The organism is Flammeovirga yaeyamensis (assembly GCF_018736045.1).
GTDB lineage: Bacteria > Bacteroidota > Bacteroidia > Cytophagales > Flammeovirgaceae > Flammeovirga > Flammeovirga yaeyamensis.
Window position 1 is genome coordinate 2587157 of sequence record NZ_CP076132.1, and the last position, 20597, is coordinate 2607753.

Consider the following 20597-nt stretch of genomic DNA (forward strand, 5'->3'; position numbering starts at 1 on the left):
CAAAAAATAAGCGTAGTGATTAGCTGACAATTAGAAAAATATAACATTTTCAAATCATCTTTATTTACTGTCTTGATCTTTATTTTGAGTCACTTTTTCTTCAGAGAATTTTTTATTCAGTTTATCATTTACCCAATAACCATTAATCACTTTATCCGATTCGACCAATTTACCTTTTCCGTTTTTCATTCCCTTTTTGAACATTCCAGAATAGTAAGTACCATCTTTTTCTATTAAAGTACCTTCGCCTTTAAAGAAGCCTTTAGAAAACATTCCGACATATTTTCGACCATCCTTGTAGTAGTAAACACCTTTTCCGTCAGGTTTTCCTTTAGAAAAGTTACCTCTGTATTCATCACCGTTCGAATAGGCAAGGTTGCCATTGCCATAAAGTTCGCCATCTACAAAATGTCCTTCGTAGCGACTGCCGTCTGCCCATAGCATGATACCGTTACCATCGAATTCATTTTTTTCGAAACTACCTTTGTAAACTGTGCCATTCTCCCAAGTAATTTTTCCATCACCCTCAAAATTTCCATTTAAGAATTCGCCTTCATACACTGAATGGGCATAAGTGAATTTACCTTTACCGTTAGGATAACCGTTTTTCCAAGTGCCTTCATAAACATCTTGGTTCTTGTAAATCATTTTACCAAATCCATCATCACAGTTTCCCGTGATGCATTGTGCAAATGATATATTTGAAATTAATACAAACAGAATTAGTATGGATAGTATGTTCTTCATGCGTGAATTACTTATTTAAGATAACTGGGTCACAATTAAAGAACATTATTCTCATGAAATATTAAAAAATGCTCACAATCGTTAAGGGATAGAAAGGTTTATTAACAGGTAGGTGATTTTTAATAGAACAATAGGAAGAACTGAATAAGACCGGCACAACCACCTAGGATAGCACCTACAACAATCAATATCCATTCATCTTCTTGAAAGGCAGGGCGAAGTAGTCCCTCGAAATCTTCGTAGGGTAGGTCTTCTATTTTTTGTTGAATTTTTCGCTGAAGATCAAATACTTTTTCTGCATATGGAAAAGCATCTCGAATACAGATATGAAACTCCGACATAAATGTGAAGTGTGCAATATTTTTGATGATGTCCAGATGTTTCTTTGTTAGTTTTTCGTCTATAAAACTATTAATAGGAAGTCGAATCTCATCATAAGTTTCATCGACTAATTCTGAAATTCTAAGTTTAAAGATTTCAGATAGTTTATCCTTGCCCGTATTTCTAAGGGTATATCGAAATATACGTTCAATGGTTAAAATTCTAGTGGTAATTAAATGAGCATATTCAAAAGCCACTGTTTTTTGGCGTTGTAAGAAAAGCCCTTGGAACTTCATACCAAAGAAATAAATTGGTTCTTTAGGTTGAAATATGAGCTTTAAAGCCACCCAGTTGGTAAGATATCCCGTGAGGATACCGAATAGTGGTAACAACCACCATGGATTAAAAAAGTAGGCAATCACCATTTGAATCAAACCAAAAAGGAATCCGAAGATTAACCCAGATTTCTCTATGAACTTAAATTCATCCTTTCCACATTTCCAGAAAATGGTATTCAATAGGTCAGGGTGAGTAGTTACGGTATCAAGAGTAAGTTCTTTTAGGTCCAGCATTTCACGAATATTTTGTCCGATATCATGCAAAACTCTTTCAGTCACTTTAGGCACTCTTTCCTCAATAGACTCATATATTTTTAGACGAACAGTATCTGGAGCGTTTTCCCATACAGTAGGTAATTCAGAACGCATCACAAGATCTACCGCATTTCTAGTCACCTGCGATACTGATTCTTTAATTTCATCATTGACAACATCAGGATCTAATAGTGCAAATTGTTCTTCAATACGAAGTAATTTACTGGTAATCAGATCAACAGCTTTAGATGCTATGGAAATAGATTTAGCAGGAATTATTCCCTGCCATCCAAAAGGTTTGATACCCCAAAATTCAACGGGGTAAAACATCATTTTAATGGCAGCAGCATTGGTGAACCATCCAACAAACCCACTTATTAATGGGATGGAGATATATAAAAAAAAGTCTGATGCTGTTAAGTTGTCCATAATACAAAGTTATAGATTTCTGCATGAGTTGAAAATGTTTTCCATAGTAGAATTATATCGTGGATTGTTTCATCTTTGAAATAACCGATTATTACACGAGTATAAACGAGTAATACACGGTTAAGAGAGTAAAATGTTTTAAATTGAAATATGTTAAATATATATCCCTTTTATATTGTAAATAGTCTTATGATACTATTTAAGTACATTTTACTTATAATAAGTAAGTTATGATATTTGTATTCTATATTAGAATTGTTAACGATCAACTTTGAATTGTGAAAGTTGATTGATAAATTGAGGAAATAATTATTACTAATGGATATATGCCATATGGCGTATATCCGGTAAATTTAGATGGATAAACGCCATGGCGTTTATCCAATGTTAGCACCAACCTCGATACAAATGAAGCTGAGTAGAATATTTAATACTAAAAAAACAACTAAGAAATTAGTAAAATTTGTTGCAGGTGATTTAAATAGGCCAGAAATCGAATTTGATTACGGAAAAATATTTGAACAATCAGATAATTCAATAATTATTGCGGCAAGTAAAAATCAAATAGAACTATTAACTGACCTACTGAATGATTTAGAACCACCTTTTTATATTTTGTATGTTTTAGTTGTTTCGAGAATAGGACAAGAATTAGGAAGATATCAATCACCAATTTTTGAAACAAAAAGAGAATTGACTGAATTCCTTAATCGGTACCAAAAGTATTTTGAGACTGACGCAAGACACCATATTTGGATTGGAACTGTTGAAAATAATGGACTTTTAGTTTATGACCAACACAACGTTGTATTTGCATATGGAAATATAAATAAGTTCAGAACACGATTAGCTAAAAATAGATATAAGGAACAAGATTTTTCTTTTCCTGTACCACACGGACATTTATATCATGAAGAAAATGATAAATACGAAAAAAGTATTTTAACAGAATTTGAATGGGAACTTTTTCCACTTCAATCAAATGATATTTATGATGAATAAAAGGCAGGTGCTAACATTAGCTAATCTCCATCCATCGGGTGACGCACCCGCTGGTCGTAGTTTAGCATTTACGTTGGTGTGCCACGATGCTGTGGCTTTCCAGTAGGTGCAAATCCTACCTAAGTAATTTACTGTTCACTTAGAAGAGTCACTGACAGTGATCGCCGTGAGGTGGATAGCTGAAGCTCAGTGATCTCAAATAACCAAGCCGTAATACGGAAGTGTGAACCCATAGTAGCTTCGAAAAGGCAGGCGTAGATGGGGAGAGTTTTGACGGTCTCGAACCCTGTTACATTGTATGAATTAACAGTAACATGAAATACAATGATCTACCGGAGTCATAGGGATGGCGTGGTTATAGATGGAAAGTTATGGAACGTGGGAGATCTGTTATTTCAAAGGTTGGCCACCTTAAACAAGCTGATATAAGTATAGCGAAATTCAGCCTGGTAATAACAGAAGTCGGAGGAGCCCATAGTACTGTCTGACTCTAAGGACAACATAACCTTGGATTAGGGAAGGGGCTCTACTTTAGAAACGCTTATATGAAAGACAGAAAGACCTATATTGACACCGCTCTATTAGTAAGTCCATCTTCTACAAAGACAGATGAACAAGTTCGTGTCTTTCAAAGGAAGCTATACATTCGAGCCAAGCAAGATAAAGGTTTTAAAGCCTATAGCCTAAGTGATAAAATGAGCTTAGGCTACGTGTTAGTCGAATCTTACCGTCGTGTAAAACAAAACTATTCCCATGGTAGAGGTGTCGATAATATGTCATTTGATGACATAGAAAAGTATGGAGTATCGAAGTTTCTGAAAGAACTACAATACGAACTCCAAACAAAAACGTATCGTTGCCAAGCCGTTCGTCAAGTTGAAATACCTAAAGAGAAGAAGGGAGAATTTCGCCTTTTAGGCATCCCGACCATAAAAGATAGAGTCGCTCAAATGGCAGTAAAGATGCTAATAGAACCTTTATGGGAAGCGGACTTTATTGATACCTCTTATGGATTTCGCCCGAAACGAGGAGCTCAAGACGCAGTGAAACAAATCAAACAAAACCTATACGAAGGATACCACTTTGTCTATGATGCGGATTTATCGAAATACTTTGATACAATCCCTCATGATAAGTTGTTTGTGTTGTTAAAAGAGCGAATTAGCGATAAAGGAATACTCAATATTATTAAGCAATGGCTCTGTGCTCCCAAACAGTTAAAGAATGGGAAACGAATACAGTCCAAAATGGGTACCCCCCAAGGAGGAGTGATTAGTCCCTTGCTTTCTAATATTTATTTACATGCTTTTGACCGTATTGTTAATAATCCACGAGGTAAGTTTGCCAAAGCCAACATCCGAATAGTACGCTACGCAGATGATTTTGTATTGATGGGTGACTACTATTACAGTAGAGAAATCCTTGAATATATTAATTCAATAATGCGTAGGATGGGTCTAACGATCAACAAGAATAAGACCTCAATTCTTCATGTACACAAGAAGAGTCTATTCTTTCTGGGTTTTGAATTTCGTTATGTTCGTTCCAAGTTTTCATGGAATACCAAGAAATACACGAACATTCGTCCTAGTATTAAATCAAGAAGTAAACTATTTGCCAATATTCGTGAGCTATTATGTATACGACGTCATTGGAAAATAGAACCCTTGATTTACAAACTGAACTCAGTACTATATGGCTGGTTGAACTACTTTTCTATCAGCAAAGTCACCCATATTTGGGAGACGGCTAAGATTATTATCAAACAACTTGACTATAAACTTTTCAAGTGGCTCAAAAGTAAAGGGCGGAAAGCGCATAAGATGCTTCGCCAGCGTCCCTATCGTATCTTTGTCAAAAGCAAAGGTCTGATAGACTTAGAAAAGTATGCTCGCTTGAAAACACTTGCGAAAGCTCAATGAAGAATTCTATCGGTAAGCCGTATGAGGGAAAACTTCACGTACGGTTTGATGAAGGGGGTTCTGATAGTTTTCTCAAAATGATTACATTTATAATTATTTAAACAGAGAGAGCTATCAGGCTCTACTCTACTATGCAAGCCGAAAAAACAAAAAAACTAAATGAATTACTTAAGAATCATAATGATTATGGGATTTATATCTAGCTTATTTGGTTGTGGTCAAGAGAATAGGAAATCAGAAAACAAATCCGATTCTATTAATCCGCTTATAACTAAACCGGTAGAGAATATTTCTGCAACTGACGACCAAAAAGAACGAAGAGCAAAATCTGAAAAAGTATGTGAATCAAATGGTGTTCCAATTTATAAGAATCCAAATTCACTTTTTATTGCCCCAGAAAAAGAATTAGAGTTAAGAACAAAGGACGAAATAGTTGATAGAGCAATTGCATTATTGTATTTAGGGTTGAAAAGCGAAGGACTTGAACAAGTACATTTGGACAAAATGGAAGAAGACTATGGGGTTTCCTCTAAACTATCACCATCGGAAAAAGAATACGCTTACTCCACAAATCCAACTAACCAACAAAGGACTGATGCAAATTGGCGATATGAAAGTTTGCACGTTCTACTTTGGTCTTTAGGTTATATTGATGAATTAATATATCCCAACCAAATGTGTAATGTTGCTGATGATGTGAAAATCATATATGAATTGGGACCTGACAAATTTAGGACACAATCAAAATTGAGAAGTAAGGCAGAAATTCTTGACCAAGCTGATTTAATTTTAAGGTTAGATTGGGCTTGTGTAAGTGCAAGGGTCAAAAATGAAGTTGCTCCTGGTGGTTTGAATTCAAGTGTTGTTTATGAAAGGCATTATGCATTAAACTGGCTAATTAAATATTTAAATCAGGATTGGGACAATATTTCTACGGATACTTAAAAATAAAGCCTGCATACAACAATATGTAAAAATGCATTAAAACGCATTTTACATTAAACGTTGTAGCCAATAAGGGAAAAATAGAACAGAATGAAAAAAATATTAATAATTATGGGAATTTTATCTTTCTTTGGATGTGGAGCAAAAAAATTAACATCAAAAGAAATTGAATTAGTTAATAAGTTGGATTTCAATATTGAACTTATGAAAGAACTGAAAAACGAAACAAAAAATGAATTAATTCAGTTACCAGCAATTGACCAAGAAACAGCAGATATTTTAGACGAATACTATAACGGAATTCACTCAATAACTACAGAAAAAAAAGCTAATTCGATTGTAAAAAAATTAAAAGAAAAATTTAGAGCAAGAGGATATTTAATATTTGCATTCACTGGCGAAAGCGATTCTAAAAGTATCGGAGTTATTAAAGGAACTAACGATCTTGATATTTTACGATATAGAAGAACAGACGGAATTAATCACGATTATGAGAATAACGATATTGTTGCGAAAATATCTGAATGGAATGATAAATTTGGATTGACAGTAATTGGTTGTGGACGAGATTGGCTTGAATTGGAATTTAAAAAATTACCGACTGATTTAGACGCTTTTGCTGACGAGGTTTATGAATTCTGTCCTGATACGGTTGACCAAGGAGTTGGAGAAATAGAAAATTTAAAGCAGCTTATAAAAGAAATGAATGGAATTTGGTTGTGGTGGGATTAAAAAAGTTCTGGCTACAATAATTAGGGCTTAGTTTGGTCTGAAAGACCTAAAATTAAGCCCTAGTTGAACAAAGGCGGTGGTTTACACATCGATGTCTGTATGGAACTTAGGGTAGACTTTTCATTGATATGAAAGGTCTTTTTTGTGACTTATTTTTCAATCATTCCCAAAACAGTCTTTTCCTGAGTATTTCTGAGCAAAGATTTTCACTCAAAAGTACTTGATTTTGGAAAGTAAAGGGTGTAGAAACCTAGGCTTACTTTCATAAGTTGAAAATTTGGAGAATGATGGAGTTAATTTATTGAAGCTGCATTTAGATTTTCCTTTTTTGGAGGAGCTCTTTGTGAAGCAAAACGTGGTATGATCACCATACTTCTTTCCTTACAGCAAGGGTAGACTTTTGGATCATACCCAAGTTTTTCTGACGATATTTTAACCCAATCCCATTCCTTAATTTTAGGAGGTTTCTGACCAATGGAAGTTCTAATTTGAGTAACTTTCTTTTTCTTTATAGCTCCATTGTAAAACCCAAAATGACGTATTCTTCTAAAACCTTTTGGTAGAAGATGCCTGACATATCTCTGTATAAACTCTACATCTGAGAGTGTCATTTCTTTTTTCTTACCGCCTTGTCTATAATCTTTGTAAGAGAAAGTGACTTTACCATCGGAATAGTCCAATAATCTGTGGTTTGAGATAGCTGTTTTATGTGTATATCTACCCAGTTATTGTATGATTTGTTTTGCTCCTCCAAAAGGTCTTTTAGCATACACCACCCATTCTTTTTCAAAACAGTTTCTAGCTACCTCTCCTTCAAGAATAGTTCTCAGAAGCTCATTTTTTCTTATCCCTTGAATGAGTTTCGCCCGGAACATTTTGGCTAAACCTTTAGCAGGAAATAAGTATTTACCTGTTTTATCAGAACATTTCCAATGTTTACCGTTACAAAGAGCACCTCCAGGAATAATGCAATGCAGATGAGGATGCAAAGTAAGGTTTTGTCCCCAAGTATGAAGTACAGTAATCATCCCCATTTCTCCTTGTAGAGACACTCTTCCAAAAGTTTTAATGGTTTCCCAAGCAGCAAAGAAAAGTAAATCATACATCTCCTTAGGATATTTTAGAAACAAGAAGTTTAGATGATGCGGAACTGTAAAAACAGTATGAAAATAGGGAACATCAAGAACTTCCTCTTCTCTTTTTAAAATCCATTTTTCTCTGTATGTAGCTTGACATTTAGGGCAGTTTCTATTTCTACAGCTGTTATATGAAATACGAACCTCTTTACATTTTTCACAATGATCGATATGTCGTCCAAGCTTTGCTGTTCTACATAAAGTCATCGCATGTAAATCATACTTTTGCCTTGCTAAAAATTGAGTGGATTCCCTCCAAAATTGCTGTTGATTTAGTATATGAGCGATCTCAATTTTTGGTTGCATAGATCTTATCGAATGGAGAAAATGAATTGGATTTTTTAACTGTGGCGAGATTAAGGTAAAGCATAGTTGTTTGTAGAGCTTCGTGTCCTAACAGCTCTTTTAAAGTGAAAGGGTCCATTCCCATTTCGATACAATGAGTGGCATAAGTATGTCTTAAAGTATGAATTGTAACTCTCTTCTTGATGTTCGTTTTCTTAAGTGTTTCTCTGAATAATGATCCGATGGAATTTGTCGCCATGTGTTTACTGGTATCGTATCCTTCAAATAGCCATAATTTCGGTCTTACATGTTTTAGATACTTTTCCAATCCAACTTTCATAGTTTTAGAGAGCGGAACAATTCTATTTTTACTGTATTTAGTGTCACGTATGTAAATTGTCATACGATCAAAATCAATATCAGATACTTTAAGTCGGGCGACTTCTCTTATTCTGAGTCCAGCAGAATAGGTTAAAGCAAATAACACACGGTGTTTTAGGTGTTTGGGTGTTTTAAAAATGATTTTGCATTCTTCCACAGACAAAATATCTGGGATGGTAGCATTTGTTTTCAATGAAGGTAATTTTATGGCTCGATCGTCTCTATCACTTAATCTGAAGACATACCTCAAGGCATAGACATAATGCTTGAAGATGGTGTAAGAAGTGTTTTGTTTTTCTTTGAGAAGTAGCAGATAATCATTAATTTGATCATCGGAAAGTTCAAGTGGGATCTTTTTAAAGTACAATGAGATACTAGCGATAGTACGGATGTAGTTTTTAAAAGTAGAAGAAGACTTTCCACTTAGCGTCATGTTTTGATACACTTGATCAAACATGTTTTTAAAACCAGGAACAACACGTTTCGCTTTTTCGACTATTGTCTCTTTTTTTTCATCTTAGTAAACTATTAATTACAAAATCAATTAAGATATAAAGGTAAGAGATTGTGGGCTTTAGCTAGCGAAGCTTTTGTTCAACATCAATTAAACTCCAATCATGGTTGACCCAATAAACACATAGTTTAGTCATCACGGTGAAACACTTAAGAAAATCTTAACTTGAAAAGAAAAACAGGAATAATAATATTATTTTTAGGACTTTTAGTCATCATGAAATTCTGGATTGGAATTTACACACATGATGAATTTGGCAGTAAAAGAATTTTTGTAAAGCATAGACCGATTTGGAAAACTCACTTCTATTCACCAAGAGGAATGAGTGATTTAAAATTATCTGAAATGACTATTGAAAAGCAAAACGAACAAATACTTTTCGATGAATTTGTTATAGAAAATCAAATAATTGAATAGAATGAAAATAACTCATCTCTATCTACGGCATGACCGGTGTTGCACCCATTTGTATCAATTTATCATATACGTATAGAAATAATGTCAGTCATATCTTTTAGTGGATTAACTCCGATTATTATGGTTATAATGTTAGGACTTATAATGTCCTTTATTTTAGCTATTGTTTTGAGAAAAAGGAGTAAACTCGTTTTTATACCAATTGTTATATTTATATCAATTAGTATTTACTTTGGATTTTCTATCGCTTCTATAATTCATAGCTTCAATGAGCCATTATCAGAAAAACATTTAAAGCAATTATATGAAAATTCAACATCACCAGAAGAGTTAGTTAAGGTCGGACAAATCTATACTCTGACAGGAAGGCTAACATTTAGAAATTATATGGGAAAAATGAATTTTGCTGAGCTTTCAGAAACATCTAATCGTAGAGATTCAATTTCTATACTATACGATTATATCAATTTTGAAACAGATATCAAGGATAGAAGCAGTAAGGGTAATGTGATTTATTTGAATAGTGATGATTTTAAAAAAGTATCTGATTTTGAATATGATGAACTTATTAAAAATGAACAAGTAGTTGAGATGATATTAAAATCTGAAAAATTATCTGATAATGAATGGTTATGTTTAAAAGTAATTGATTTAGAGATTAAGAAAGGGAGAACATCAATTTCTGATTAACAATTATGATCATATAATATTAAAAGCTTTCCAAAGACGAATTAGTAATATATTCTTAAAATACATTCAAAGAATAAGTATGAATTTAAAACAACTTACATTAATTCTATTATCATTAGTTTCTTCAAATGCTTTTAGTCAAGATAACATTAGAATTAAAATTGAAAGCATCAAGCTTAATGCTGATACTATTATTTCGAAGCAACTAAAAGACTATGTCCTAAATAAGAATATTGATATTTTAGAGTATTCAAAAATCAAATATACTGATGCAGACGTAGTTGATGAACGAATGGTTCTAATCGACTATTCAAGTGAAAATAACTTGAAATTATCACTTTCAAAAACAATAAACAAACTCAATAGCGATTTAGAAAAAGGCAATTATTATCCTCAAATTGATCTTGATAAAGTAGATGGAAATCTGAATATAGATGATTTTCAAGGAGTTTATGTGGAACTCAAAAGATTGAAAAGTAGTGACATTCTCTTCGAATACAATATTTACTATCCCATGGTAATAAGTGAAGGATTGATAGCAGAATCAGACATGGAAGGTTGGAATTTATCTATTATCAAAAAATCCAATAAAATAGAGAATGGTATCAACCTTGAGTTAAATGATAGTAGTGGAGCAAGCGATAGAAAAGTGAAGCTAAGACTAATTTCAAAAGATACTTATCTTCTCTTGGAGACAGGAAGTTTAAACAAAGGTGAAGGTTATGAATACAGAAAGATAGTTGTCCCATTAAAAAAAGCAAAGCAGCTTCCTATACTAAGGATAATAAATACTGGTGAGTTAGACGATATTTATGACGGGTTTGAAGAAGTGGACTTCAAATCCTATTCTTTTGATAAATAAAAATAAAGTTTGACAAAAGTCGAATGCTACTGAAATAAAGAAGTTTTATACTTTGATAAGAAATAGCTTATTACCATTCAAGTTACAAGAAACCAGAAGTTTACCTATAAAATCACCGCCTTTTTTATTATGAAATTTATACTTTAATGAAAATAATATTTCATAAAGGTGTAATAATCTTTGATTTGAGCCACTAACTAAGAAAAGATTAAAATTATGACTTTACAAAAAGCATTAGATTATTTTCAAAGATTAGTATCTGAGACCAGTAATACATCTGAAATCAAGGTTTATCAAGAATTCATTCGAATTATTTCTAGTTTGAAAGAAAGAGATTTATCTGAAACTGAAATTAAATCGATAGAGACAGAGTTAGCTAGGCTTAATCTAATTTCTGCAACACATCACGATAAAAGATTTTACCAAAAAGCTCTTTCCCAATTTGAGAAATATCTAGCAACAACTTTTTCGTTAGCACCTAAAGGTTATTACGTGAAGAATGGTATAGCTTTAGGAATGACAATTGGTTTGCTTGTTGGAACGGTGTTTTTATCGAATCTAGAGAGATCCATGGGAATAGCACTTGGTATATCAATCGGAATGTTCATTGGTTTAATTATAGGACATTCCTTAGATGTTAAGGCCGTATCTTCTGGTAGAGTAGTTTAATATATAATAACTAAGACTTTGAGCGAAAGTGAGCACCGATTTTTATAATATATCCATTGTACCTTTTTCTGCGATAATCGTAAAGATATGCAGGGCATATACGGATACTCAAGAAGATTTTGAAGATCACTACCAAGAAGTATGTTTGCAAATTTGGAAAAGTAGAAACAGCTTTAAGGGACAGTCTGAATGGTCTACTTGGGTGTATAGACTTTCGTTGAATGTAAACATGACTTTGCTAAAGAAAAGGATAAACGATAAAAAAAGCGCTTCTTCAGATCATATAGCCAGTGATATTACAGAAGAGCCTCAAGCATTTGCCGATGAATCTCTTGATCAACTTTACCGTGCCATTCGCCAATTGTCAGAAGTAGACAGAGCAGTAATTCTTCTTTATTTAGAAGAAAAATCATATCAAGAAATTGCAGATATTATTGGTACCAATCCAAATAATATTGGGGTACGTATTAAACGAATTAAAGAACGCTTAAAAAAAATATTAGATGGAAAAATCAATTGAAACAATGTGGAAAGAAGGGTTTCTCAATAAAGATGCTTTAGTAGCACCAAAAGTGAACAATTTATACAATAAAAAGTCATTACATATTTCAGCTAAATTCAAGAGGATGTTCTTGAATAATATTTTGGGAATAATAATTTGTTCGAGCCTCTTATTTATTGGTTCCTACTTTGCAGGAGCTCTAATAGCGGGTAGTATAGTTTTGATAATGATGTTATATGTTGCCTATACAGCATACAACGAATTAAAGAGTTTAGAAAAAATAGATAAGGGACAAAGTAGTTATTTATTTTTAAAATCATATAAAAATTGGATCGACCAATCTATTGAACGATATGGTAAAATGTATAGATTTTTATACCCTTTGCTAATTCTTACAGTCTATCTTGGTATTTGGTTTTCAGGCAGTTTTGAAAACATTCGGGAAAGAGTAAGCGAAAATAGCGATCTTTTTTTCGGACTTCATCTAGGAACGACTTTATTAGTTCTATCTATTGCTATCTTGATGAGTGTCTTCAGTAAAGCCATTCACCGTAAAGATGTACAAATAATTTATGGTGGAATATTAAATAAACTAGAGTCTTCTTTAGAGGAAATGGAACAATTACGAAATTAGTAATTTTATCTACTTACTAGTAGTCTATTAATTTTTGAAAAAATATTAAAGATTAAGAGCATTCAATAGTGAATTTTGTAGAATAAATATCAAATTGTCAATATTCTACACACAATACATCATAAACTTTTTAAAAATTGAACCAATTTGAATTAGAATATAAAGACGCTAAAAAAGTAGTATATCAAAAGTTACCGAAGAGATTATTGATATTACTTATGATCATAGTAATCATCTCAAATATCTTTATTAGAAAGCTTTTAGATTTACAAGTAAATCCTTGGATCATTGTGACTGCTGTTTCAATGTCTATTTTTATTTCTGGGACTCTGATTATTATTGATATTAAAAAGTCAATTAGAAAATTAGCGAATTCATTTTATCAGGTTGAAAGTAATCAGTTAATTCTCAACTTCAAGGAAGGAGATAAGATTATAATTGATTTGAAAAATTTGGACAAAATAATCTTTAAAAAGCATGGATTAATTATTAGAACATTTAATCAAAAGTATTTTTTATCTAATAAGATTTCTAATAGTTCAGAGCTTTTCCAACAGATAAAAAAGGTGCTCGCTTAAAGTAAACTTTAGACACAATTAAAAAACAAACAAATTATGAAAAATGTATTCATTTTAATTCTAATTATCATTATTGGTTATTTATCAACTAAAATATTTTTTGGTAAACGAAAAACAAATCAAAAATTTGAGATGGCTGATGTATCAAAACACATGATCAAAAATGAGAAAATGAAAAATTATAATTTCTTGGTTGATATGCGTTCAGATTCTTATTTTCCACCTTTTTTGGTTGACAAATGTGAGAAAATTTTAATCGAATTGTGTTTAAATATTGAGAAGGAAAATCCCCAAAACCCAAAAGACTTATATAAATTAACTCATCTAGCCACTAATAAAATTAATAGTTTGGAAGATGAGTTTTTTGAAAATGAAAGTGAGATTGAAACTGCAGCACGAGAAAGTTTTGCCTTAGATTTCGGTGAAATTGCAAAAGCATATTCGTTTACTGATGCAGATATTGAAGAGTTAATTGGAACGAGGACTTGGTGAGAAATTCTTCTATAAAAATCTCTTGATATATTTGTTGACATTGTAAAAGGGGAATGAAAGTAACATCAGAAAATGACAGAAATTAAGTTATTAAGCAAATATAATCTCTGGGCTAATCAGAGAATAGCAAACTGGTTGCTCTCTAATGAAGCAAATAGACTAGATAAAAATTGTAAATCAAGTTTTCCAACAATTGGTCTGACGATCAATCACATTTGGGATGCTCAAATATTCTACCTTAGTGTTGTAAAAAAGATCCCATTTAATAAAAGCTGGGATAAGTCTACAGTAACAGCAATTAATGGTTTAGTGGAACAATCTATAGAATTTGACAACTATACTTTAAATCTAGGTGAATGTGAATTATCTGAATTACGAACAGTAAAAACAAAGAATTTGTCTGGTACATTTTCTCAAGAAAATTTATTACAACATTGTATGAATCATAGTACTTTTCATAGAGGCCAGATAATAACAATGGGACATCAGTTAGAATTGACAAAAGCTCCTTCAACAGATCTGTTTAACTTCTTAGCAGAAATAGGAGAAAAATCATAATAAAAACTCTCCCTGTACTGTTAGCATTAATGACTTTAATTGAATTAATAAGCGGAATCTTATTATAATTTTGGGATATAATTTCAAGGTGTTATCCCTATATAGAATATTATGAAAAAATCCCTCTTATATTTATAAAATAATTGTACAGCAAACTAATCATAATTTATGAGGTATAAATTTCTATTAATACTTAGTCTATTAAATTTTAGTATTAATAATGCAAAAAGTAATACTACGATTTCAGGAAATATTAAAGAAATAAACACAACTAAATTTCACTATGAGAGAATATTTTACTTTTCAGCACATAATAACAAACTTACTGATATTGCGGTGAAATTTATTAATGATTATGTTAGTTACAGAAATAGTTGTAATGATTGGAAAGAGATCTTGAATTGGATAGATAACTATCCAAATGTTAGTGTTTCATTTAAAAATGAATTGTATAAAATAATTTTAGAAACTGAAAAAAATGAACCAGAAATGGGTCTTGATTTTGATCCCATTTTTGATGCTCAAGATTTTCCAGATGATAGGTTTAAGCTCTTCAATTACGATAAGTCAACAAATTATTTAACTGTTGAAAGTTTGAGTTGGAAAGGGTTTTATATTACCATAAAAATAAAGAAGATTGATAATAGTTGGTTAGTTGATGGATGTGGTGTTATTAACATTCCAAAATCAAGGCAAGCAAAACGATAAAATCAAACCCAAAAAATTCCGGTTTCTAAAATTCATCAAAGTATCATAAATTAAAGTCGAATTCAAACTCAATCAAGCAAACTACACATGAGAAATATTTTGTTCATTATCCTTTTTATAAATTCTATATGCTTAAATGCAAGTACAATAGATGATTTCGTATCAAATTCTTTTACCTACTCATTTTCTGTAAATGATTATTCCAATACACTAAGCAAGAACGAAATCAATTCATTAATTGGGAAAATAAATGAAATAAATAGAAAATCTGATATTGAATATTCAGTGTGTATCATTTCATCTTTAGAAAATTATGATATTAGAGAGGTTGCTACTTCAGTAGGTAACTATTGGGATATTGGAGCTACAAAAGATGGATAGGGAATTTTGATATTAATTTCAACTCAAGACAGAAAAGCATTTATCGCAACTAGTACAAAAACAGCATTAAAAATACCGAATGATAAGGTTCAAGAAATTGTGAATGCTAAGTTATTACCTTCATTAAAAGAAGAGCAATATTCGGAAGCTATATTGAATTCTATTAAAACATTTGAGGATAAAACTAATACTAATGAGAGTTCAGATGTTTCTTATTATTTAGGTATAATAATTATAGGGCTTCTTATAATCTATATACTTTATGATTTTTACAAATTAGATGGATTTAAAAGGAATAAAGACAGAATTAAGTTTTCAGTGAACGCTAAAAAAGGTTCAGCAGGTACCTGGTCCTCTTCTGGAGGAAGTTCGGGTGGAAGTACGGGAGGAGGTTTTTCAGGAGGAGGAGCTGGAGGAAGCTTTTAAATAATACCTTTGATCATATGATAGAAGATAGAGAATATATATAATCAATAACAAAGAATGTGAAGATTATTACTATGAAGAATTTAAAAAGCAACATCCTGATAGAACACACCAAGAAAATAGAATGAGGGTTGGGTGGGATTTTGAAGAGTATTTAAATGCCAAAGGAAAAAAGGTAATTAATGTCGACTTAAAATATTCAATGAACAAAACCATCTACTATTATGAAACAACTTCTTCAATATATTTTAGTCCTTCTAATTTTAGTTTGTTCCTGTCAAACCAAACCAAAATTTGACAAAGATTCATTAATCAACACAAAATGGATTTCAACAAGTGATAATGAAGTTGATTACCTATCTCACAGCATGCTAATAATTGATTCAATTGGTGAAATTAGTTATCAAAATTCTAATAATCATGTTTGTATATCACATATTACGGAATGTGATTCTAACCAATTTTATTCATTTAAAGGAGAAATAACAAAGCTAACTAGCGATACTCTAGAATTACAACTAACTAGTCCGATAAGGATGGATATACAAAATTTAGGAGGTTTTGTGCTCCATCGCGAAAAGATGAAATTCGTGAATTTAGAGAAAGAAGAGTCATTTAAAACAGACTTTAGACTTATTTCATTATCAAGTAATCGTCATATAAATGGCAATAAAGGTTATAACATTGAGGTGTTAGAAAATGGAGAAGTGTTTTTCTTTGGTTCTTTATCACATGATTCTAAAAATGAATTATTCATCAGCAAATTAAATGCATCTCAATTAACGACATTAAGAAATTTAGTCTATTTATCGACATTAAATCCTCCAAGATCATTTTATCAAAAACCATATATTTTGGGAAACGGTCACAATACCTATATCCAGTTAAAAATCAAGACAGATTATTCCAATAATGAGGCAATTATGAATCAATCAAGTTTAGATTTTAATGTCGAAGAGCTAACAAATTATCTAAATAGCATTATTGAACATAATAAATTTGAGAGGTATTCTGGTGAGTATATTTTTCAGACGAAAAGAATTCTTAAAAATAGTTTTAGATTGAGTGATTATTTTAGTAATTCAAATATAGATTGAATTACTAAACAACAATTTACTTCAAATATTTTCTGAGTAGCTTAATTATATCTGATAATACAAGGTTTTTTAAGAAATAGAAACTAAAAGAACAATTCAATAAAAAACAAAGTGAACATATTCTCATACCATTTAGTCAAACTTCCCTTTTTCTTTGCCATAAAGAAGATATTCTCCAATCCAATTTCTAATAAAACAAAAGGCCTGATACATTCAGAATATATGACAGCCATGACTTTAGGTTCGCCTATTATTTCTACTTCTAGATTTCTAATAGGACAAGTAGCTGTATTTATGCAATGGGAAAATGAGGCTGCACTAGCTAAATATTTAGAACAAGACAGCTTTGGACAAATTTTAGCCAAAGGCTGGCACATACGTTTGTCTTTTATTAGAGAATGGGGAAAGTTTAGTGGTTTTCAAATACCAACTAATAAATCACAATTAGATAGTGCTACCTCACCAGTAGTTGCGATTACAATTGCGAAGATGAAACCTTTAGCAGTTCCAAGATTTATATATTGGGGAAGGCCTGTAGAAAAACTTGTGAGAGATCATCCGGGAGCAACGCTCTCATTGGCATCAGTTAAGTTCCCCAATACAGTATCTACGTTTTCGATTTGGAAAACTGAAAAAGAAATGACTGATATGGTTCGTGGTCATAGTGAAGTTCAAAATCCAAAAAGGCATTCTGATGCAATGAAAGAAAGAGAGAGAAAGAATTTTCATTTTGAGTTTACAACTCTAAGATTTAAACCAATTGGAGAGTTTGGAGAATGGAAAGGAAAAACAAATTTTATTCCTAACCAAAAAATTAATCATTAATGGGAATCGCTAATAAAAACCAACACCTTCAAGATTGGATTACTCAACAATGGGTTATACTTTTTGGTGAAAACATTAGTAAATCGAATCATAGTTGGCTTATTGGTCCTTTTGGTGGAATCGATGGCATTGGGAAAAAGTTTATTCATCAATTAGCTAAAGATGAAGGACTTATAATTAATCAAGATAAAGCTAATAAAGGGTTGATAGATTCAGTTAAACGGCTTAATTTGTCTGAGGATGAATTAGGTAGTTTACATCCCAAAGTCGTTGATTTTTATCAAAATACAGGTGATTATAATCTATTGTTAAAAGCAAAATGGACACCGTTGTTCAAGTTTTTTGGAATTCTAGTTCAAAAGATTTTCAGTAAAAGAATTGAGCAATTAAATGTGCCAATTAAGGACATAAAGAATTCATCTGGGTTAACAAATGAAATCATTAAATTATTGGATGCTAAAACTAATGAAATCAAAAGAACAATATGGTTGAGAACATTTAAAGAATCTGGTCAAGTAGTGTATTCTGGAGTTTATGATACTTGTCGATTACCCAATGGACAAACTTGTATAAAAGCGGTTTTTCCATTACCCAATGGAAATGCAACGGTTATTTTATCTCCAAGTGTTGGTACAAAAGGAGAACTCATTTTGGATTCATCAGGTGAAAAAATAGGAGATAGTGGGTTTTACTTTTTACTTAAGGACTCAAAAGGTCAATTATGGACAAAATTCATTAAGTCGTTCAAGGATCAATTGGTGGTTAGTTGTCTTAATGACAAAATTACAGCTATTCAAACTTTAACTTTGTGGGGTCTTAGGGTTTTGAAATTTGAATATGAGATTATGAAAACAAACAACTAATAAGGTTATCAGACAAACATGAAAAAACTAACTTTAAAAATACTTATTCTCTTTTCTTGCGTGAGTTGTAGCAACTACGAAAGTGATATTTACATTAATACAGAGTACGAAGCTATTAATGATATTTTGATAGAACTGATCAAATTCAAAGAGGTAAAACGAATCAAAACTAGGGGTGATGAAAAGAGTAAACTATATATTATATCAACTCTAGATACCGTTACAGCTCAAATTTTTAAACCTGAAGGTTATTTAATTGGGATGGATGGGTTTGACATAACAAAAGAAGAAATCGACCATCAAAAAAAGGAATATGAAACGAGTTTAGAATATTATTATGAGGAGGAAAAATTATTTAGAAAGTTGAAAAATGGAAGTATCAAAGAACGAGAAATTCATCATGTTTTTGATAATGAATATTTTGATATTCGTTTAATTCCCCTAGATGAATTTAAAGGTTTTGAAACTGATTCTGAGGAACTTGGTTATTTATTCATTTCAAGAATAGTTTTCAATAAAGATTATACAAAAGGCTACCTTCATTATAGTTTTGCTTGCGGTATTGCTTGTTTTTGGGACAACAATATTGAAATTAGTAAAGTAAATGGGAAGTGGATGATTACGAAGTATTTTTCAGGTGGAATCGCATGATATAAAAATATAAGATGACTGAACTAAAAGATAAAATAGTATTACCAAACGGATCAATAATCAATAACCGAATTGCTAAATCAGCAATGAGTGAAAATTTATCAAACAAAAATCATGAGCCAACAAACCTCTTAATTGATGTGTACAAAAAATGGGCTGAAAGCGGAGCCGGTTTATTGATAACGGGTAACATCATGATTGATTCCAATGCTATTGGTGAACCTAGAAATATAGTTGTTGAAAATCGAGATAACTTTGAGCAACTAAAAGCTTGGGCCGATACGGTAAAAGGAACTGAAACAAAATTATGGGCGCAGCTGAATCACCCAGGGCGACAAGCCATGGAACAAATCAATCCAATATTGAAAGCACCATCTGCAGTTCCTTTAAAAATGGGAGGAAGGAAAAATGCATCTTCAAAAATCCCTCAAGAATTAACCGAAAATGAGATCTTAGATATAATCAATCGATTTGCAAACACCTCAGTTATTTTGAAAGACGCAGGTTTTTCAGGTGTACAAATTCATGGTGCTCATGGCTATTTAGTAAGTCAGTTTTTATCTCCTTACACCAATATTAGGAAAGATAAATGGGGAGGATCCCTTGAAAATAGAGCAAGGTTTGTTGTTGAAGTGTATCGTAAAATGAGGGAGAAAGTAGGTAAAGAATTTCCTATAGGTATCAAACTCAACTCTGCAGACTTTCAAAAGGGTGGATTTTCAGAAGAAGAATCCATTGAAGTAGTGAAGATCTTATCGAAGGAAGGAATTGATTTGATTGAAATATCTGGAGGTACTTATGAAGCGCCTGTGATGATGGGAAAAAGAAAAGAGTCTACTGCAAAGAGAGAAGCTTATTTTATGGATTATATAGAAAAAGCAAGAAAGGTAACGAAAACTCCATTAATGTTAACAGGAGGTTTTCGTACTCCAGAAGGTATGAAAGAGGCTATTCTTTCAGATCAATTAGATATTATTGGAATGGCACGACCATTTACTATATATCCTCAAATTGCCCATGAAATATTTGAAGAAACTCGACTTGATTTTACTGTGAATATTAAAAAAACGGGTATAAAAGCGATTGATGCTATGATGAATATTATTTGGTATGAAAAACAAATAAAACGTCTAGGTCAAGGAAAAGCTCCTCATCCAAATTTGAGTCCATGGTCGGTTTTGCTAAACTATGCATGGTTGATTATTGAATATAAATTTTTAAAAAAGTAATTATATTA

At 31.8% G+C, this 20597-nt stretch carries 22 protein-coding genes and 2 pseudogenes; 20 read left to right on the forward strand and 4 right to left on the reverse strand.

Features of this window, described 5'->3' with window-relative positions:
• Positions 1–60: 60 nt before the first annotated feature.
• Both KMW28_RS10120 and KMW28_RS10125 read right to left on the reverse strand, forming a co-directional pair.
• Positions 61–747 carry an MORN repeat-containing protein gene (locus KMW28_RS10120; RefSeq protein ID WP_169665269.1) on the reverse strand — a complete coding sequence of 229 codons (687 nt, stop codon included), beginning with the start codon at positions 745–747 and terminating at the stop codon, positions 61–63.
• Between the two features lie 119 nt (positions 748–866).
• Complete coding sequence (locus tag KMW28_RS10125; protein WP_169665268.1) at positions 867–2090, reverse strand: DUF445 domain-containing protein; 1224 nt, start codon at positions 2088–2090, stop codon at positions 867–869.
• Between the two features lie 357 nt (positions 2091–2447).
• Between KMW28_RS10125 and KMW28_RS10130 the strand changes: the two genes are divergently transcribed.
• The 4 genes from KMW28_RS10130 to KMW28_RS10145 all read left to right on the forward strand — a co-directional run bounded on the left by KMW28_RS10130 (position 2448) and on the right by KMW28_RS10145 (position 6691).
• Complete coding sequence (locus KMW28_RS10130) at positions 2448–3092, forward strand: hypothetical protein (protein WP_183363927.1); 645 nt, start codon at positions 2448–2450, stop codon at positions 3090–3092.
• Between the two features lie 545 nt (positions 3093–3637).
• The gene (gene ltrA / locus KMW28_RS10135) at positions 3638–5014 is read left to right on the forward strand and encodes a group II intron reverse transcriptase/maturase (RefSeq protein WP_169667328.1); all 1377 of its coding nucleotides are present in this window, start codon (positions 3638–3640) and stop codon (positions 5012–5014) included.
• A 186-nt stretch (positions 5015–5200) separates the two neighbouring features.
• Positions 5201–5959 carry a DUF4272 domain-containing protein gene (locus tag KMW28_RS10140; protein WP_215585831.1) on the forward strand — a complete coding sequence of 253 codons (759 nt, stop codon included), beginning with the start codon at positions 5201–5203 and terminating at the stop codon, positions 5957–5959.
• A gap of 90 nt (positions 5960–6049) precedes the next feature.
• The gene (locus KMW28_RS10145) at positions 6050–6691 is read left to right on the forward strand and encodes a DUF4253 domain-containing protein (RefSeq protein ID WP_169667314.1); all 642 of its coding nucleotides are present in this window, start codon (positions 6050–6052) and stop codon (positions 6689–6691) included.
• Positions 6692–6984: 293 nt separating this feature from the next.
• Here KMW28_RS10145 and KMW28_RS28500 read toward each other — a convergent pair.
• Positions 6985–8133, reverse strand: a pseudogene (locus KMW28_RS28500) (IS91 family transposase).
• Complete coding sequence (locus tag KMW28_RS10160) at positions 8117–8950, reverse strand: tyrosine-type recombinase/integrase (protein ID WP_183363882.1); 834 nt, start codon at positions 8948–8950, stop codon at positions 8117–8119. Before KMW28_RS10160 ends, KMW28_RS28500 begins: the two are co-directional and overlap by 17 nt.
• Positions 8951–9172: 222 nt before the next feature.
• Here KMW28_RS10160 and KMW28_RS10165 point away from each other — a divergent pair, with 222 nt between their 5' ends.
• The 16 genes and pseudogenes from KMW28_RS10165 to KMW28_RS10245 all read left to right on the forward strand — a co-directional run bounded on the left by KMW28_RS10165 (position 9173) and on the right by KMW28_RS10245 (position 20589).
• Positions 9173–9424 (forward strand): hypothetical protein, encoded by a 252-nt coding sequence (locus KMW28_RS10165; RefSeq protein ID WP_169663508.1) that lies wholly within the window; start codon positions 9173–9175, stop codon positions 9422–9424.
• An 81-nt stretch (positions 9425–9505) separates the two neighbouring features.
• Entirely contained in the window at positions 9506–10114 is a 609-nt protein-coding gene (locus KMW28_RS10170; RefSeq protein ID WP_169663507.1) for a hypothetical protein, read from the forward strand.
• Positions 10115–10193: 79 nt separating this feature from the next.
• Entirely contained in the window at positions 10194–10976 is a 783-nt protein-coding gene (locus KMW28_RS10175; protein WP_169663506.1) for a hypothetical protein, read from the forward strand.
• A gap of 216 nt (positions 10977–11192) precedes the next feature.
• Positions 11193–11645 carry a hypothetical protein gene (locus KMW28_RS10180; RefSeq protein WP_169663505.1) on the forward strand — a complete coding sequence of 151 codons (453 nt, stop codon included), beginning with the start codon at positions 11193–11195 and terminating at the stop codon, positions 11643–11645.
• Between the two features lie 28 nt (positions 11646–11673).
• A complete protein-coding gene (locus KMW28_RS10185) occupies positions 11674–12165 on the forward strand; it encodes an RNA polymerase sigma factor (protein ID WP_169663504.1) in 492 nt (163 codons plus the stop codon).
• On the forward strand, positions 12149–12781 hold the full coding sequence (locus tag KMW28_RS10190; RefSeq protein ID WP_169663503.1) for a hypothetical protein: 633 nt from the start codon (positions 12149–12151) through the stop codon (positions 12779–12781). The genes KMW28_RS10185 and KMW28_RS10190 overlap by 17 nt, the downstream gene beginning before the upstream one ends.
• A 137-nt stretch (positions 12782–12918) precedes the next feature.
• Positions 12919–13359 carry a hypothetical protein gene (locus KMW28_RS10195; RefSeq protein WP_169663502.1) on the forward strand — a complete coding sequence of 147 codons (441 nt, stop codon included), beginning with the start codon at positions 12919–12921 and terminating at the stop codon, positions 13357–13359.
• A 36-nt stretch (positions 13360–13395) separates the two neighbouring features.
• Complete coding sequence (locus KMW28_RS10200; protein WP_215585712.1) at positions 13396–13851, forward strand: DUF5713 family protein; 456 nt, start codon at positions 13396–13398, stop codon at positions 13849–13851.
• Positions 13852–13923: 72 nt separating this feature from the next.
• Positions 13924–14409, forward strand: a complete 486-nt coding sequence (locus tag KMW28_RS10205; RefSeq protein ID WP_169663501.1) for a DinB family protein — start codon at positions 13924–13926, stop codon at positions 14407–14409.
• 168 nt (positions 14410–14577) lie between these two features.
• Positions 14578–15117 (forward strand): hypothetical protein, encoded by a 540-nt coding sequence (locus KMW28_RS10210; protein WP_169663500.1) that lies wholly within the window; start codon positions 14578–14580, stop codon positions 15115–15117.
• An 87-nt stretch (positions 15118–15204) separates the two neighbouring features.
• Positions 15205–15924: pseudogene (locus KMW28_RS28505) on the forward strand (TPM domain-containing protein).
• A 224-nt stretch (positions 15925–16148) separates the two neighbouring features.
• On the forward strand, positions 16149–17021 hold the full coding sequence (locus KMW28_RS10225; protein ID WP_169663497.1) for a hypothetical protein: 873 nt from the start codon (positions 16149–16151) through the stop codon (positions 17019–17021).
• Positions 17022–17132: 111 nt separating this feature from the next.
• Complete coding sequence (locus KMW28_RS10230; RefSeq protein WP_169663496.1) at positions 17133–17846, forward strand: hypothetical protein; 714 nt, start codon at positions 17133–17135, stop codon at positions 17844–17846.
• A complete protein-coding gene (locus tag KMW28_RS10235; protein WP_169663495.1) occupies positions 17846–18709 on the forward strand; it encodes a hypothetical protein in 864 nt (287 codons plus the stop codon). The genes KMW28_RS10230 and KMW28_RS10235 overlap by 1 nt, the downstream gene beginning before the upstream one ends.
• Positions 18710–18727: 18 nt before the next feature.
• Complete coding sequence (locus tag KMW28_RS10240) at positions 18728–19360, forward strand: hypothetical protein (RefSeq protein ID WP_169663494.1); 633 nt, start codon at positions 18728–18730, stop codon at positions 19358–19360.
• Between the two features lie 14 nt (positions 19361–19374).
• Complete coding sequence (locus KMW28_RS10245) at positions 19375–20589, forward strand: NADH:flavin oxidoreductase/NADH oxidase family protein (protein ID WP_169663493.1); 1215 nt, start codon at positions 19375–19377, stop codon at positions 20587–20589.
• Positions 20590–20597: the final 8 nt, after the last annotated feature.

Coding starts and splice junctions, on each gene's coding strand:
- KMW28_RS10120 (WP_169665269.1), bottom strand. CDS start 747: ATGAAGAACATACTATCCATACTAATTCTGTTTGTATTAATTTCAAAT.
- KMW28_RS10125 (WP_169665268.1), bottom strand. CDS start 2,090: ATGGACAACTTAACAGCATCAGACTTTTTTTTATATATCTCCATCCCA.
- KMW28_RS10130 (WP_183363927.1), top strand. CDS start 2,448: ATGGATAAACGCCATGGCGTTTATCCAATGTTAGCACCAACCTCGATA.
- ltrA (WP_169667328.1), top strand. CDS start 3,638: ATGAAAGACAGAAAGACCTATATTGACACCGCTCTATTAGTAAGTCCA.
- KMW28_RS10140 (WP_215585831.1), top strand. CDS start 5,201: ATGGGATTTATATCTAGCTTATTTGGTTGTGGTCAAGAGAATAGGAAA.
- KMW28_RS10145 (WP_169667314.1), top strand. CDS start 6,050: ATGAAAAAAATATTAATAATTATGGGAATTTTATCTTTCTTTGGATGT.
- KMW28_RS10160 (WP_183363882.1), bottom strand. CDS start 8,950: ATGTTTGATCAAGTGTATCAAAACATGACGCTAAGTGGAAAGTCTTCT.
- KMW28_RS10170 (WP_169663507.1), top strand. CDS start 9,506: ATGTCAGTCATATCTTTTAGTGGATTAACTCCGATTATTATGGTTATA.
- KMW28_RS10175 (WP_169663506.1), top strand. CDS start 10,194: ATGAATTTAAAACAACTTACATTAATTCTATTATCATTAGTTTCTTCA.
- KMW28_RS10180 (WP_169663505.1), top strand. CDS start 11,193: ATGACTTTACAAAAAGCATTAGATTATTTTCAAAGATTAGTATCTGAG.
- KMW28_RS10190 (WP_169663503.1), top strand. CDS start 12,149: ATGGAAAAATCAATTGAAACAATGTGGAAAGAAGGGTTTCTCAATAAA.
- KMW28_RS10200 (WP_215585712.1), top strand. CDS start 13,396: ATGAAAAATGTATTCATTTTAATTCTAATTATCATTATTGGTTATTTA.
- KMW28_RS10205 (WP_169663501.1), top strand. CDS start 13,924: ATGACAGAAATTAAGTTATTAAGCAAATATAATCTCTGGGCTAATCAG.
- KMW28_RS10210 (WP_169663500.1), top strand. CDS start 14,578: ATGAGGTATAAATTTCTATTAATACTTAGTCTATTAAATTTTAGTATT.
- KMW28_RS10225 (WP_169663497.1), top strand. CDS start 16,149: ATGAAACAACTTCTTCAATATATTTTAGTCCTTCTAATTTTAGTTTGT.
- KMW28_RS10235 (WP_169663495.1), top strand. CDS start 17,846: ATGGGAATCGCTAATAAAAACCAACACCTTCAAGATTGGATTACTCAA.
- KMW28_RS10240 (WP_169663494.1), top strand. CDS start 18,728: ATGAAAAAACTAACTTTAAAAATACTTATTCTCTTTTCTTGCGTGAGT.
- KMW28_RS10245 (WP_169663493.1), top strand. CDS start 19,375: ATGACTGAACTAAAAGATAAAATAGTATTACCAAACGGATCAATAATC.